Here is a 14,710-nt window from a genome sequence, read left to right as displayed (position 1 = left end):
CGTTGACGCCCGGTTCCCTATAGTGGCGCTGGAACCCTGCAATGGAATGCCCATGCACGTGATGTCCCCCGGCCGTTGCCTGACGCTTGCACTCGCCGTCGCAACGAGTGCCAGCGCGTGTGCACGGCCGCCGTCCACCGAACACGAAAGGAATCCCGCCATGTCCGGCGCACCCCAGACCGGCCGCACGATCAACGGCCACACCTATACCGATGCGCCCGTGGACGTGAAGCTCGGGCCGAACACTTTCCGCATTCCGGCCAACTACCTGGACAGCCAGATCGCACCGTGGCCCGGCGAGGGCGTGACGCTGGTCATCGAGTGGCCGGACATGAAGCCGACGCCGCCGGGTGCCCGGGCCAATCCGCGTACGAATGATTTCCGGAAGGAGATTGCTGTTCGTATCAACTACATCGATCGCATTCCAATTGAGACTTCGCTTTCAAGGCTTTCCTCAAATGAAGCCATCACGGAGGAGGGTTCTGTGGAAAGGGAGGATCCCAGGGACCGTCTCGATCAACGCGTTGCACAGCCGGAGACCTTGGGCCTGACGCCCTATGCAATCGATGAAGCGAAGATGGTGTTGTACGCGAAGAAGTACGAGGCCCGGTATGGGAAGCCGCCTGTCCGCAATCCGGCATTCGAGCGCGACTGGTATGTTGCACGGGACGGTGCTGGGGGACTGACAAGCTTCATCAAGTGCGATAGCGCAACGTTCCTGGGGGACGGAGTGCGCCTGACGCAGGACGAGGTCATTGATCTGGACGATCCTGTGGCTGCCGGATGCGTTCACTACTTTGTCGATATCTCTGACAGCCTATCCATCTCCCTGCATTACAAGAGAGCTTTCTTGAAAGACTGGAAACGCATGGAAGATGCTGTTCGCGATGTTCTTGCTGCAGCACGGACGCGCTAAACGACGAGGCTCAAGGAGAAAGCAATGAGCGGCCTGACCCAGAAGGACATCAGAATCCTCATCGATTATGCAGATGCCGGTAATCGTGAGCTGTACTGGAACTACCTGTCGCAACTGCCGGGTTCGGACGGCTACGGTACGCTGGCGCTAGGTGTGGTACGTAATGACAGTTTGCCTGGACGCGTGGCCAATGCCTACGCGCAAAGCCATGCCAGATCTCAGAATGACGAAGGTTCGCGCTTTCCAAATGCCGAGCTGAGCGAGCGCCAGTGGGAAGCATTCGGGCGGACACTGCTGCGGGAAGATCTGGAGCTTCGACAGGCGTGGATGGGAAACGGACGTGCGGATCTCGCGCTGAATCTGCCTGGCGCTGACGTCATGCTGGCTCATGACCGCGCTTTCGAGCAGCACAGACTGGACCCCAATTGCTGGACTCCTCGAGTGCTCCTGCAAGCCGCCTCGGACAAGAGCGGCCCCGAGAAGCTGGAACAGATCTGGACCAACATGCTCAACAATGACTACGCCGGGGGCCCGCGCGTAGGCAACACCAGCGTCGATGCCATTAGCCAGATGGGATGGGCGAAGGGCGGGCAGTACCTGACCCGGTTGAGCGTGCTGGAAGCTCCCAGGCATTGGAAGGACGCTCGGCGGTCGATCCGAACGTCATCGGTGGCATCAGCTACTACGCGATGTACTTCGAAGCGGACAGGAAGTGGGCCAGTGTCAGCGCGGGTGGCGGCCATATGTCGATGCGGGAGATCACTGACCCCGCCCGTATCGCCGAACTCAACGACGCGCGCGAGGTTCGTCTGGAACGGCAGGAAAAGCGAACCCAGTTCCACCCGGACGACCCGTACCGGACCATCACCCGCAGTCCGCTTACCGCAGCCGTGGACGACGTGCCGGATCCCGCGCAGGCCCCGACCCGTCTGGCCGACATTGGTCCTGGCCACCGTGAGTACGCCTTGATGCAGCAGGTGCGCGAAGGCGTGGCCGCGATCGATGCCAGCGCGGGACGTACCCATGATGAGAACAGCGAGCGCCTGGTGGCGAGCGTGATGGCCTTGGCGCGTCACAACCAGCTTGAACGTGCCGACCATGTCCTGCTGAGCGCGCAGACCGCCGATCATCCGGCCGGCCGCAACGTGTTCGTGGTGCAGGGCGAGTTGAATGATCCGGCGCATCTGCGGGCCTCCATGCCCACGGACCGGGCGGTGCAGACGCCGGTCGAGCAGTCACTGCAGGCCCTGCAGGCAGTGGGTGCGGAACGTGAACAGGCACACGCGCAGCGCCAGCAGCAGGAGGTCGATGCGCGGGCGCGCGACACCCCGGCCATGCGGATGGCCTGACCGGCCCCCCGGGTGAGCCGGTCACGGGCTCGGGTCTAAAGTGGTTTTCGCCTAGGCCTTTAAGCCTTGGGGCGCGGACCCTTCGTTCGCCTCCGCAGTTTTACCTATAATCGATTGGGAACTCTGCAATGGAATGCCCATGCACGTGATGTCCCCCGGCCGTTGCCTGACGCTTGCACTTGCCGTCGCGGTGAGTGCCGGCGCGTGTGCGCGGCCGCCGTCCACCGAACACGAAAGGAATCCCGCCATGTCCGGCGCAGCGCAGACCGGCCGCACGATCAACGGCCACACCTATACCGATGCCCCCGTGGACGTGAAGCTCGGGCCGAACACCTTCCGCATTCCGGCCAACTACCTGGACAGCCAGATCGCACCGTGGCCGGGCGAGGGCGTGACGCTGGTCATCGAGTGGCCGAACATGACGCCGACGCCGCCGGGTGCCCGGGCGAATCCGCGTACGAATGATTTCCGGAAGGAAATTGCTGTGGCGATCGACTACATCGATCGTGCGCCAATCGAAACATCATTGGAGCGATTGTCCTCCAACCAGGCATCCACCGAGGAAGGATCCGTGGAGCGAGGGGATCCTCGGGATCGACTCGATCTGCGTATTGCGCGGCCCGACGTCATGGGACTGACGCCTTACGCCATTGATGAAACGAGGATGGGGATTTTCTCGAAGGAATACGAGGCACGCTATGGAAAACCGCCCACCCGTAATCCTGCCTATGAAGATGACTGGTACATCGCGCGCGCTCCCAACGGCAGCCTGACCACATTCATCAAATGCGAAAGCACGGCGTTTCGGGGGGATGGCGTTCGCCTGCAGGGCGATCAGGTCATCAGTGAGCAAGGGCAAGCCGCTGCGGGGTGCTTCCACTATTTCTCGGATGTGGAGAACAAGCTTTCCATCTCGCTGAACTACAAGCGGGCCTTCCTGGCGGACTGGAAGCGGATGGAAGATGCGGTGCGGGATCTTCTCGCGCGCTCCCGCGTCCGGCAGTGAGTGCATTCAGGAGCAGGCGATGGGCGGATTGACGCAAGAGAATCTCAGGATTCTGGCCAGCTATGCCAAGGCCGGAAACCGTGAGTTGTACTGGAACTATCTGTCGCAGCTACCAAATGCGGATGGCTATGGCACGCTTGCGCTGGGTGTTGTTCGCAACGACAGCCTGCCAGGCCGCGTTGCAAACAGCTACGCACAGGATTACGCCCGAGATCAGGAAGGCAAGGGCTCCGGCTTTCCCGATGCGTAGCTGAGCGAGCGGCAATGGGAGATGTTTGGGCAGACGCTTCTGCGCCAGGACCTGGAGCGACGCCTGTTCTGGATGGAGCAGGGGCGTCCCGAATTTGCACTGAATCTTCCCGGCAAGGATGTAATGCTGGCACACGACCGGGCATTCGAACGGCATGAACTCGATCCCAACTGCTGGACGCCGCGCGTGTTGCTGCAGGCGGCTGAGCAGAAGAGCGGCCCCGAGAAGCTGGAACAGATCTGGACCAACATGCTCAACAACGACTATGCCGGAGGCCCGCGCGTAGGCAACACCAGCGTCGATGCCATCAGCCAGATGGGATGGGCGAAGGGCGGGCAGTACCTGACCCGGTTGAGCGTGCTGGAAGCCACCCAGGCACTGGAAGGGCGCTCGGCGGTCGATCCGAACGTCATCGGTGGCAACAGCTACTACGCGATGTACTTCGAAGCGGACAGGAAATGGGCCAGTGTCAGCGCGGGTGGTGGCCACATGTCGATGCGTGAGATCACCGATCCGGCCCGCATCGCCGAGCTCAACGACGCGCGCGAGGTTCGTCTGGAGCGCCAGGAAAAACGCACCCAGTTCCACCCGGACGACCCGTACCGGACCATCACCCGCAGCCCGCTGACCGCAGCCGTGGACGACGTGCCGGATTTCTCGCAGGCACCGACCCGCCTGGCCGACATTGGTCCGGGCCACCGCGACTACGCACTGATGCAACAGGTGCGCGAAGGCGTGGCCGCGATCGATGCCGGCGCCGGGCGTACCCACGACGAGAACAGTGAGCGCCTCGTAGCGAGCGTGATGGCCTTGGCGCGTCACAACCAGCTTGAACGTGCCGACCATGTCCTGCTGAGCGCGCAGACCGCCGATCATCCGGCCGGCCGCAACGTGTTCGTGGTGCAGGGCGAGATGAGCGATCCCGCGCATCTGCGAGCGGTCATGCCTACGGACACGGCAGTGCAGACGCCGGTCGAACACTCGCTGCGGCAGATCGAGGCCGCCAGCCTGGAGCGACAGCAGGCGGCCATGCAGCGCCAGCAGGACAACGACGTCCAAGCGCGTGACAACCCTGCGATGCGGATGGGCTGAGGTTACGTAGCAGAGCCGAGCGGGCGCCCGGCTCTGCTGGAAGGCCTTCTCAGAAGCGGTAGGCCGCCTGCACATACACCCGCCGCGGCTCGCCCGGGAAATGCCCGTTGCGCTCGATGAAGCCGCTGGCCGCGTACACCTTGTCGAACAGGTTCTTGACGTTGGCCTGGAACTGCCACTGCTTCCACGTGGTCTTCCAGCTCATGTCGAATACCGTGTATGCCTTGACCGCCTGCCCATCCAGGCTGACACGCTCGCCCACATGGTCGGCGCCGAAGCCGATGGCCGAGTTGATCGACGGCAGGTCGTAGCGCGTCCACAGGCCGAGCTTGTTGCGTGGCGCATTGGCGAAGCGGTCGCCGGAGGCATTGGTGATGCCGTTCGGTCCGGCATCCTTCACCCGTGCGTCGTTGTAGGCGTAGGTCAGGTTCACCACCCAGCGCTCGGTCACGTCGGCCAGCAGGTCCAGTTCCATGCCCGTGCTGCGTACCAGGCCCAGTGCAGCGAGTTGGTTTACCCCGCCGATCACCTCGCCGGTGGCCTGCACGATGTTGCTGCGGTCGATGCGGTAGGCCGCCATGTTCAGGGTCACACGGTCGGCCAGCAGGGACTTCAGACCGACTTCCCATTGCCGGCTGCGCTCCGCGTCGAACGGTCCGCCGGCCGCCGGGTTCTGGTTGGTGGCACTCTGCGGCACGAAGCCGCTGGCGATGTTGGCATACAGGTTCACGCCGTCCCGGACGGTAAAGGTACTGCCCAGGCGCCAGCTGAGATCGTTGCCATCCACGCTGCTGCCACCCATGCGGTCCTGATCCTTGAAGCCATCCCAGCGCAGCCCGGCCAGCACATGCCAGCGCGTGCCCAGTGCCAGCTCATCCTGCAGGTAGCCGCCGTAGCGCTTGCTGCGGGTGGCGGTGCTGCGCCAGGGCAGAGCGGCCAGGTTGTAGTCATGCCAGATGCTCGCGCCATAGACCGGGTTGAACAGGTCGATGCCCCGCACCGGGCCGGCGCCGCGTGCCAGGTCGGCGCTGTTGGCGGTCTGCGCGGTGAAGTCGGCGTCGAGCTGGTACACGTCGGCGCCGAACAGCACCTTGTGTTCGATACGGCCGGTGTTGATCCGCCATATGGCATTGCCGCTGGCGGTGAAGGCAGTGTTGTCACGGATCTGGTTGCGCAGCTGGCGCGTCATCCACTCGGCCAGGCCGTCGCGGTCACGATCAATCAGCCCCATCGGCTCGTGGTACATCTGGTGCTCGTTGTTGCTGAACCAGCGCGCAGCAAGGTCCACGTCCAGGTTGTCGCGCGGTGCGAAGCGATACTGCGCCAGTGCGACCTTGGCGCGCATGTCGAGGAAGTCACTGGCCTCGTTGTGGTTCCAGCGGCGGTCGGTCAGGAAGCTGCCGGCATCGTTCACCGGCACGCCGCGCAGGCGGTTGCCGCCCAGGTTCTGGGTGATGTCGGTGAACTGCAGCACCAGCTCGCCGGTCTGGCCAACGTCGAAGGCCAGCGAGGCATCGCCGATCACGCTTTCGCTGTCGGCATTCCAGCGCACGCCCTGCTCGCTGTCGGCATACAGGCCGGCGCGATAGCGAATGCTGCCGCTGGCATTCAAGGGGCCGGTGCCTTCGATCGATCCGGCGCGGAAGTCCTTGTCGCCTGCCTGCAGCTCGATGCGGCGTTCGGCGCGCGCCTTGGGCTTGCGCGTTACATAGTTGATGACACCGCCCGCATCACCACCGCCGTACAGCGCACCGGCCGGACCTTTCAGTACTTCCACGCGTTCGATGTTGAACAGTTGCGGCACCGAGAAGCCCGCATAGGGATCACCACGCAGGCCGTCGTAGAGAACGTTCTCCTGGCGGAACCCGCGCAGGGTGACGCCGGCATAGCTGAAGAAGCTGATGCCGCTGATGCTGCGGTACAGATCGGTGACCTGGCGCGCGGCCTGGTCGTCGATCAGCTCGCGCGGCACGACCTGGATCGACTGCGGCACCAGTTCCAACGGGGTATCGGTGCGGGTGCCGACGGCCGCATCGTTGGCGCGGTACAGGGTCTGCGCGCGGCCGCGGACTTCGACCTTGTCCAGGTCCTTCGGGGTGTCAGCGGAGGCCTCGGAGGCCAGTGCAGGCGTAGCCAGGGAAAGGGGCAGCGCCAGGCAGAGGGCGTGCTTGAGCGGGCTTGGAAGCGGCATGAGGGGGTCGGGATGGGCTGCAAATGAGAAAGATTGGCATTTGCAACGCTTCGTGACCTATCCCCTGATTGCGCTATGGACGCAGGCCCGGGTCGGTATATGGGGTGCCGGCCAAGGCCACCAGCACGCCGGTGCCACCGCGCACGATCAGCTGCAGCATCGCTTGGCGCGGATCCTCGCCCCTCTGCTGGCTGGCCAGTCCACTCTCATAGGCGGCCACCATCGACGCCAGCAGCATGGCTGCGCCCAGGCGTGCCTCCGCGTCCTGCGCGGGCCGACCGGCTGCGTCGGCCATCAGCTGGGCCAGGTCGTCGGCCAGCTGTGCCTGCAGCCGTCGCGCGTGCGCCACCAGCACCGGACTGTCGGCCACGGTTGCCCAGAAGGCCGCTGCACCGGAGTTGATCCGTAACAGCGGATGGCCGCTGTCCAGCAGCTCCCGCACCAGCGATTGGAAGGCGGCCAGCGGGGCCATGCCACGGCGCGCCGCCATGCCTTCGCGAAGCAGGGTCCGGGCCTCCTCATCGCGGTCGAACACCAGGTCTTCCTTGCTGGCGAAATAATTGAAGACCGTCTTGCGCGAGACCCCCGCCGCATTGGCAATCTCGGACATGGACACGGCTTCGAAGCCGCGGCGGATGATCAGTTCGGTGGCGACGTCCGAAATGGTCTGTCGGGTCTCGGTCTTGCGCTGCTCGCGGCGGCCCCGGGGCGGGATCATGGGCGGTTCACTTGTGGAAACGTACACCGAGTGTAACATTGGCGTCGCCAGAGCGCAGGCCCGGCGCTCACAGGGAAATCCCATGTTGTACGACGTCGTCATCGCCGGGGCCGGCCCGGTCGGCCTGTTCCTGTCCTGCGAGCTGGCCCAGGCCGGCTGTTCGGTCCTGTTGCTGGAGCAGGCAGCGTCGCCCGAGACACCCTTGAAACGCCTGCCCTTTGGCTTGCGCGGCTTGAACGCGCCCACCCTGGAGGCCCTGGATCGACGTGGCCTGCTGGATGCGGTTGCCGCCAGTCAGGTGCTGAAGCCGGACAACGGCGCACCGCCGCCCGGCACCGCCCATTGGCTGGCGCAACCGCGGCCGCTGGGCGGCCACTTCGCCGGCATTCCTTTTGCGCTGGACAACGTGGACAGTGCGCGCTGGCGCCATCGCCTGCCGACGCCGGTGCCCACCCAGATGGCGGTCGAGCTGCAGTCGCTGGAGGCGGTGCTGGCCGAGCGTGCGGTGTCACTGGGTGTACAGATCGAGCGTGGCTGCACGGTGCAGGCGGTGCACGCACGCGAAGCACAGATGGTGGTCCAGACCGGTCGCGGGCTGATGCGGGGCCGCTGGCTGGTCGGTTGCGATGGCGCCCGCAGCACGGTACGCAAGCAATCGGGGTTCGTGTTCGCAGGGACGGCGCCGGAGTTCACCGGGCACACGCTGCAGGTCGAACTGGCGGACCCGTCGGTGCTCGTCCCGGGGCGTCAGTTCACCGAACACGGCATGTGCAATTTCAATCCGCCGGGCATGCTGGCGCTGGCCGATTTCGACGGTGGCGCCGGCCATCGCACGCCGCTGGACCGGCACACCGCCCAGGCGCTGCTGCGGCGTGTGTCCGGGCGAGAGGCAACGATCACGGCGTTGCATCTGGCCACCACATGGACCGATGCCGCGCGCCAGGCCACGGCCTATCGCAGCGGCCGCGTGCTGTTGGCCGGTGATGCCGCGCACATGCATTCGCCGTTGGGCGGGCAGGGGCTGAACCTCGGCATCGGCGATGCGATGAACCTGGGGTGGAAGCTGGCCGCGGTGGTGCGAGGTGATGTGGCAGAGTCGCTGTTGGACAGCTATCAGGCTGAGCGCCATCCGATCGGCGCCCAGGTGCTCGACTGGTCACGTGCGCAGGTGGCGTTGATGCGGCCAGGCCCCGGGTCGCGCGCGCTGGCGGCGGTCATCGCCGACCTAGCCGCGACCCGCGACGGTGCCACCTATCTCGCCGAGCGGCTGTGGGGTGTGGCACCGCCACCGGTGCTCGACGGCAGCCATCCGCGGGTTGGCCGAAGCGCACCGGACGTTCAACTGGCTGATGACCGTCGGATGGGAGAGCTGCTGCGTGCAGGGCAGGGCGTGCTGCTGGGGCTCGATACCGGCGATTCGCTCGGTCCGATCATTGAGCGCTGGCAGCGGTCGGTCACCTGCGTGATGTCCACGGCGCGCGACACGCTGGGACTGGGCGCCGTGCTGGTCCGCCCCGACGGTATCGTCGCCTGGGCCTGCGATGCTGGCGGTGACACGTCGGGGCTGGAGCCTTCGCTGGAACGCTGGTTCGGTTCGCTGCGGTGACCGCCCGCTAGGGCGACGCCACCACGGCCTGCGCGCAGCGCCCGGCTTCGGTCATCACCGAGGCCAGCTGCTTCAATGAGTAAGGCTTGCGCAGCAGGGTGAAGCCATGGCCAGGGTCCCGGGCCAGCAGTTCGCTGTAGCCGCTGGTAAGGATCACTGGAAGCCCAGGCAGGCGGCTGCGGATGGTACGGGCCAGATCCAGGCCGTTCATGCCAGGCATCACTACGTCGCTGAACACTACATCGAAGCGGGAGGCATCCCGTTCGAGCTCCGCCAGGGCCTCGTCCGCATTGTGCGCAAGTACCACGTTGTAATCGAGCTCGCGCAGGGCGCCGACGGCAAATTCGGCCACATCGACGTTGTCTTCCACAACCAGCACGCAGACACCGTGACCATGCTGCAGCCCCGGTAGCGTCGCCGGCCGTTCCGTCATTTCTCTCGCCTGCGCCAGCGGCAGGTACAGGGTGAAGCGGGTACCGGCGCCCGCCTGGCTCTGCACGTCCACCTCGCCTTCCGACTGCTTGACGAAGCCGAACACCTGGCTGAGGCCGAGGCCGGTTCCGGCGCCGACGCTCTTGGTGGTGAAGAAGGGCTCGAAGATGCGGTCGACGACGGCGGGGTCGATGCCTGCTCCGGTGTCGGTCACGCTGATCGCGGCGAAGTCGCCCTTCATCGGCGCGGCGAAGCGCACCGAAGGCACGGCGGTTACCTGCTCCACCTCGATGGTCACCCTGCCGTGTCCCTCGATCGCATCGCGCGCGTTGACCGCGATGTTGATCAATGCAGTGTCCAGCTGGGTCCGGTCCAGCAGCACCGGCAACGGCGTGCCGGGCAACGTCAACGACACCTGGATGCGTGCACCCAGTACCGTGGTGATGATGTCCGAAAGCGCGTGCACGCTCTCGCAGAGATCGAAGACCTCCGGTGACAGGCTCTGGCGACGCGAGAACGCAAGCAGTTGCGCGGTCAGCTTGGTGGCGCGGTCCGAGGCTGTGGCAATGGCCTGGATGTAGCGGCGCCGGGTGTCGTCTGACGGCCACGTGTGCAGGAGCATGTCCACCGAACCGGTGATGACCTGCAGCAGGTTGTTGAAGTCGTGGGCCACACCGCCGGTGAGCTGGCCGATCGCCTCCAGCTTCTGCGACTGGCGCAGCTGCTCGCGGGCGCGCACCAGTTCCAGATGGGCCTCCCGCGCCTGCTCGGTGATCGCCGCGACCTGGCGGCTGTGCAGGTCGCGCTCGATCACCCGTTCGGTCTGCTCGCTGACCACGCACAGGATACCGGCGACACTGCCGCAGCCGACGCGCAGCGGTGAATAGGAAAACGTCCAGAATGTTTCGCGCAGCGTGCCGTCGCGATCCATCATCAATGGCAGGTTCTTGAAGCTGCGGCTGGTGCCGGCAAAGGCGTCGTCGACGGCATGCACCACGTCCGGCCATACGTCCGCCCAGACATCCTCCAGACGGTTGCCCATCGCGCCGTGCAGCTTTTCCCCCAGCATCGGCAGATAGGCATCATTGAAGAAGAACGCCTTGTCTTCCTTGCCCCAGGCAAGCCACAGGGGTTCCGGCGAATCCAGGATCATCGCCAGCAAGGTGCGAAGTTCGGCAGGTGCGCTTGCGGCAGTGGCCGAGCGGGCCCAGTCACTGTCCTGCAGCAGTCGGTAGGCGAGCTGATCAGGTGCGGAGACTGGCAGGGGAAAAGGATGCATGGCCGCCATTGGCGCAGGGAGGTGGCGCAGCATAGCCGAGCGCATGTCATGACGCCCTGCACACCGTCGGCATGAAGGGCCTCGCCACTTCGCCGTTGACGTGGCAGGGATGCACCCTTTGTTCAGCAGGTTGCCGCTATCGCGGCGCAGCGCGAAGGGAGGCGAAGCTGGCCTGATCGGCGGGTCTAGCCCTTACGACCTGCCTGCGCGGTGAGCACATCCCGGCCAGCCTCGGTCAGATCGATATCCCCGTCTTCCGCCTGTACCGCCCATCCGGCGGTCACCGCCCACGTTGCGGCATCGCCGCGCACCGGCTCTGCAGCGGCGATTGCCTGGAGTATTTTCCGCTGTTCCGCAGTCATTTCCACGTGGCGGCCCTCAGATACCCAGCAACGACGCCGGTTGCCAGTCCGACAGGCGGGCGTGGCTGACCGGTTGATGGCAGCCGCACCCGTCACAACGGAACAACGCCCCGCCAGGAAGTTGCACCAGGTTGTCTTCGCTGGCAGAGCTGGTCGACGAGCAATGCCGGCAGGTGACCGTGAGCGCAGTGATGCGCTGCACGCTGCCTGATAGATCGAACACGGCCTCGAACGCGCGAATGACAGGGTGGGCAGTGTCCGGCATCTGAGTCTCGACAGGGTGGGGAGACCTCATCGTCGCGCGCCGGCTGTGATGGAGCAGTCAGCCGGATGCATGGGCGCGATCAAGACAGGCGCGGCAACCGGGCGCGCACCTTCGTCAGGGATTGTTCTTCTTTCCGCTCAGGTCCAGCGGCTTGTCACTGCCCTTGCGCTCGCTCGACCACACTTCCATGCCCTTGTTGCAGCGGCTCTCGCGGGCAGCGACCTCGGGCGGCAGGTCCTTCAGGTGCGGCGACTCCTGGCAGGCTTGATGCATGTTGCTGTCGTCATAGGTGGCGCAGGCGCTGAGCGATGCGAGGGCGATGGCAATGAGGGTCACGCGGAGCGGGGGCTGCAGGTTCATGTGGGGGGCCTCGGGTGATGCCGGGATGGCCATGGAATTCAAATCCGTGACACCGGGCATGCACAATCGGACCAGCCGCACTTGTTATTCTATAACAGATGCGCGATAGTCCGGTCCCTGCCGGCGTCAGGCGATGCAGATCACCAGTACCGTGCACAGCACCAGCATCAGCACGAACACGCGCCGGCTCAGTGCCAGGCAGGCCAGATAGGCTGCGAGCGCCCACGCTGCCAGCAGCGCGCAGGCCATCACCCATAGCCCGATACCCATCATCGAACCCGTCGCCAACGCAGACAGTGCGATGGCCTTGAACAGCGCCACGCCCAACACGCTGCCCAGCATGCCGGCCTGCAAGGCGATGGCATCATGGCGGGCAGGTGCGCGATGGGGGGGCATTGCGGGTCCGGTACGGGCCGAGAGCGCGGCGTCGGCTGCACTGTGCCCAAATGCACATCCACGAAATGTGTTCATCGCGCGCGAAGACCGCGATGAAGCCCGTTCAGTCGAACTCACCCTCGGCCGATTCCAGGCGCTGCCGGTACGCCGCGCGATGCTGGTACAGCCGCTGGCACTCGGCCGACCTGTGGATGCGGCTGCCGGGTTCATTGGCCACCGAGTCGCACATCCGCGCGATGTGATTGTTGTCCGCCAGTTCGGTGACGAAGAACACGGCAGTGATGCCGGTGCCAAGCAGCACGACATACAGCAGACGGCTGAGCCAGCGTGACAATTTCCGCTCGAAGTGCTGCTGGATGGTCAGGTCGAAGCGGATGATGCTGAGCACGATCCAGACGATGGCGACCAGGAAGCAGAGCGTGGGCAGCAGGTCGCGCCAGATGCCTGCTTCGTAGACCGACTCGCTGTAATGGACCGCAGCTCCGGCACCTGCGATGGCAATGGCCAGCGCCCAGTTGCGGCCCAGTGAGAGCAGGTCATCGAGCAGCTTTTCGTGGTTCCTGGTTGGTCCTGCTGCCACGAGGGTTCCTTCTGCGTGTTGCGACCGGCGACGGGCTGCCGCCGATCGTGCAGATGGTGAAGCATCGATTCGGTGATGAGAAGCCTGCCCGCTCAGTATCCTCCTGCGCGTGCACCGATCCAGCGCCGGTAGCGGCGGGTCCGGCACTTTGCGGCCGCCTGTGCCAGCAGCAGTGCCCAGACGGGCGAAACACCCGGCGCCGTGGGCCGGAGCCTGCTCAGCCGCGTCAACTGGTACTTCACTGCGGCCATGTGTGCGCTGGCGGCCAACGGTTTGCTGCGCCAGTCGATGGTGCGCAGTGCCGGCGCCGGGTCGCGGCCCTGCTGCCAGCGGTGGGGCAGATCCGGCTCGATCGCCAGCGCGGTGGCGACGCCGACCATGGCCACACCGCTGTCAAGTACCTGATCGGCCACGGCGCGACGGCGGATGCCACCGGTGACCATCAGCGGCATGGTTGCCACCGTGGCGATCTCACGCGCGAACTCAAGGAAGTAGGCCTCGCGGGCCAGGCTGCGCTGGTCGCGCGCGGCACCGGTCATGGCCGGTGCTTCGTAGCTGCCACCGGACAGTTCGACCAGGTCCACGCCGAGCGGCGCCAGCATTTCCACCACTGCGCGCGCATCCTCGGGCGAGAAGCCACCGCGCTGGAAATCGGCGGAATTGAGCTTCACGGCCACCGCGAACGTGGGCGACACGGTGGCGCGCACCCCCTGCACGATCTCCAGCAGCGGGCGCGCACGGTTGTGCAGGCTGCCGCCCCAGCGGTCGTCGCGGCGATTGGACAGCGGCGACAGGAACTGGCTGAGCAGGTAACCGTGCGCGGCATGGATCTGCACGCCACTGAACCCGGCGCGCTCGGCCAGCTCGGCGCTGCGGATGAAGCGGGCGATCACCTCTTCGATGTCCGCCTCGGTCATCGCCCGCGGCGGTGCGAACTGCCTGGACAGCGCGCCCATCTCCAGGGCGACGGCTGACGGCGCGAGTGCCGGTTGGCCAAGTGCGGCCGGCATCTGCCGCCCGGGATGGTTGATCTGCATCCACATCTGCGCGCCCCGTGAGCGTGCCGTTTCGGCCCAGGCGATGAAGCGGTCAAGGTGGCGGTCGTCTTCCAGCACCACGCCGCCGGGGCCGGTCATGGCGCGGCCATCGACCATCACGTTGCCGGTGATGATCAGTCCTGCGCCGCCATTGGCCCAACGCTGGTAGAGCTGCAGCAGTGCAGCGGACGGCGCGTGGTCGGCGTCGGCCATGTTTTCCTCCATCGCGGCCTTGGCAATGCGGTTGCGGATGATGGCACCGGAGGGTAGTGCCAGGGGCGAGAACAGCGACATCGGACAGCTCCAGGACAGGGGAATGGCGCTACGCTAACCTTCAAGTTTTATTGAAGGTCAACAGGCTCCCATGGCGAGGATTCAGGCAGATGAAGATCGGTGAGCTGGCCCGCCTCACGGGCCTCGCGGCGTCGCGCATTCGCTTCTATGAAGACGCGGGGCTGCTGGTGGCGCAGCGCCAGGCCAATGGCTACCGCGACTATCCGGAACAGGCGGTGCTGTTGCTGGAGTTGATCACGGGCGCGCAGCGTGCAGGCTTCAGCCTGGAAGAGATCCGCGCCCTGCTGCCACCGGACATGGGCCAGTGGCAGCATGATGCGTTGATCACGATGCTGCAGCAGAAGGTGGCTGACATCGAAGCGTTGCAGCTGCGGCTGGCAGAGAGCCGGGCGCATCTGCTGGCCCTGATCGAGGACATCCAGGCGCGGCCGGACGGCATCGACTGTGCAGCCAATTCGCGGCGGGTGCTGGACCGTGTGAAGCGCGGTGAGCTGGCGCGGCCGACCCTGGTGGCCGGCGATACAGCGTTGCTGCGACCAGATCGCCGTCGCCGCAGAGGCAGCGACTGACGATCCGG

At 65.5% G+C, this 14,710-nt stretch carries 13 protein-coding genes and 2 pseudogenes; 6 read left to right on the top strand and 9 right to left on the bottom strand.

Translation table 11 applies throughout. From position 1 onward, the window contains the following. Nucleotides 1–52 precede the first annotated feature (52 nt). The 4 genes and pseudogenes from AC5P7F_RS00150 to AC5P7F_RS00135 all read left to right on the top strand — a co-directional run bounded on the left by AC5P7F_RS00150 (nt 53) and on the right by AC5P7F_RS00135 (nt 4,613). Nucleotides 53–916, top strand: a complete 864-nt coding sequence (locus tag AC5P7F_RS00150; protein WP_041863587.1) for a Smlt3025 familytype IV secretion system inhibitor — start codon at nt 53–55, stop codon at nt 914–916. Between the two features lie 24 nt (nt 917–940). Then, nucleotides 941–2,265 (top strand): annotated as a pseudogene (locus AC5P7F_RS00145) (Smlt3024 family type IV secretion system effector). Between the two features lie 139 nt (nt 2,266–2,404). Next, complete coding sequence (locus tag AC5P7F_RS00140) at nt 2,405–3,271, top strand: Smlt3025 familytype IV secretion system inhibitor (RefSeq protein ID WP_126411108.1); 867 nt, start codon at nt 2,405–2,407, stop codon at nt 3,269–3,271. A 19-nt stretch (nt 3,272–3,290) separates the two neighbouring features. Beyond that, nucleotides 3,291–4,613 (top strand): annotated as a pseudogene (locus AC5P7F_RS00135) (Smlt3024 family type IV secretion system effector). 49 nt (nt 4,614–4,662) lie between these two features. On the opposite strand, the gene AC5P7F_RS00130 reads toward AC5P7F_RS00135, so the two are convergent. Beyond that, entirely contained in the window at nt 4,663–6,804 is a 2,142-nt protein-coding gene (locus AC5P7F_RS00130) for a TonB-dependent siderophore receptor (RefSeq protein WP_164077067.1), read from the bottom strand. Nucleotides 6,805–6,877: 73 nt separating this feature from the next. Continuing rightward, complete coding sequence (locus AC5P7F_RS00125; RefSeq protein ID WP_046431363.1) at nt 6,878–7,522, bottom strand: TetR/AcrR family transcriptional regulator; 645 nt, start codon at nt 7,520–7,522, stop codon at nt 6,878–6,880. An 82-nt stretch (nt 7,523–7,604) separates the two neighbouring features. Between AC5P7F_RS00125 and AC5P7F_RS00120 the strand changes: the two genes are divergently transcribed. Further along, entirely contained in the window at nt 7,605–9,128 is a 1,524-nt protein-coding gene (locus tag AC5P7F_RS00120; RefSeq protein ID WP_049408532.1) for an FAD-dependent monooxygenase, read from the top strand. A 7-nt stretch (nt 9,129–9,135) separates the two neighbouring features. Here AC5P7F_RS00120 and AC5P7F_RS00115 read toward each other — a convergent pair whose 3' ends face one another. From AC5P7F_RS00115 to AC5P7F_RS00085, 7 genes are all read right to left on the bottom strand, one after another. Further along, the gene (locus AC5P7F_RS00115) at nt 9,136–10,839 is read right to left on the bottom strand and encodes an ATP-binding protein (protein WP_041864224.1); all 1,704 of its coding nucleotides are present in this window, start codon (nt 10,837–10,839) and stop codon (nt 9,136–9,138) included. Between the two features lie 185 nt (nt 10,840–11,024). After that, the gene (locus AC5P7F_RS00110; protein ID WP_172980598.1) at nt 11,025–11,201 is read right to left on the bottom strand and encodes a hypothetical protein; all 177 of its coding nucleotides are present in this window, start codon (nt 11,199–11,201) and stop codon (nt 11,025–11,027) included. Nucleotides 11,202–11,217: 16 nt separating this feature from the next. Further along, nucleotides 11,218–11,466 (bottom strand): hypothetical protein, encoded by a 249-nt coding sequence (locus tag AC5P7F_RS00105; RefSeq protein ID WP_014647589.1) that lies wholly within the window; start codon nt 11,464–11,466, stop codon nt 11,218–11,220. Nucleotides 11,467–11,580: 114 nt separating this feature from the next. Continuing rightward, nucleotides 11,581–11,826 (bottom strand): hypothetical protein, encoded by a 246-nt coding sequence (locus tag AC5P7F_RS00100; protein WP_032957423.1) that lies wholly within the window; start codon nt 11,824–11,826, stop codon nt 11,581–11,583. 126 nt (nt 11,827–11,952) lie between these two features. Beyond that, nucleotides 11,953–12,222: a hypothetical protein gene (locus AC5P7F_RS00095; protein ID WP_014647587.1), complete on the bottom strand. Its 270-nt coding sequence runs from the start codon at nt 12,220–12,222 to the stop codon at nt 11,953–11,955. A gap of 103 nt (nt 12,223–12,325) precedes the next feature. Continuing rightward, the gene (locus AC5P7F_RS00090) at nt 12,326–12,802 is read right to left on the bottom strand and encodes a hypothetical protein (RefSeq protein ID WP_014647586.1); all 477 of its coding nucleotides are present in this window, start codon (nt 12,800–12,802) and stop codon (nt 12,326–12,328) included. 92 nt (nt 12,803–12,894) lie between these two features. Further along, nucleotides 12,895–14,133 (bottom strand): oxidoreductase, encoded by a 1,239-nt coding sequence (locus AC5P7F_RS00085; protein WP_164077066.1) that lies wholly within the window; start codon nt 14,131–14,133, stop codon nt 12,895–12,897. 89 nt (nt 14,134–14,222) lie between these two features. Between AC5P7F_RS00085 and AC5P7F_RS00080 the strand changes: the two genes are divergently transcribed. Further along, nucleotides 14,223–14,702, top strand: a complete 480-nt coding sequence (locus tag AC5P7F_RS00080) for a MerR family transcriptional regulator (protein WP_481462421.1) — start codon at nt 14,223–14,225, stop codon at nt 14,700–14,702. The last annotated feature ends 8 nt before the right edge of the window (nt 14,703–14,710 follow it).

Source organism: Stenotrophomonas sp. YJH_SMC_105-26 (genome assembly GCF_059368915.1).
This window is presented reverse-complemented; position numbering and strand designations above follow the sequence as displayed.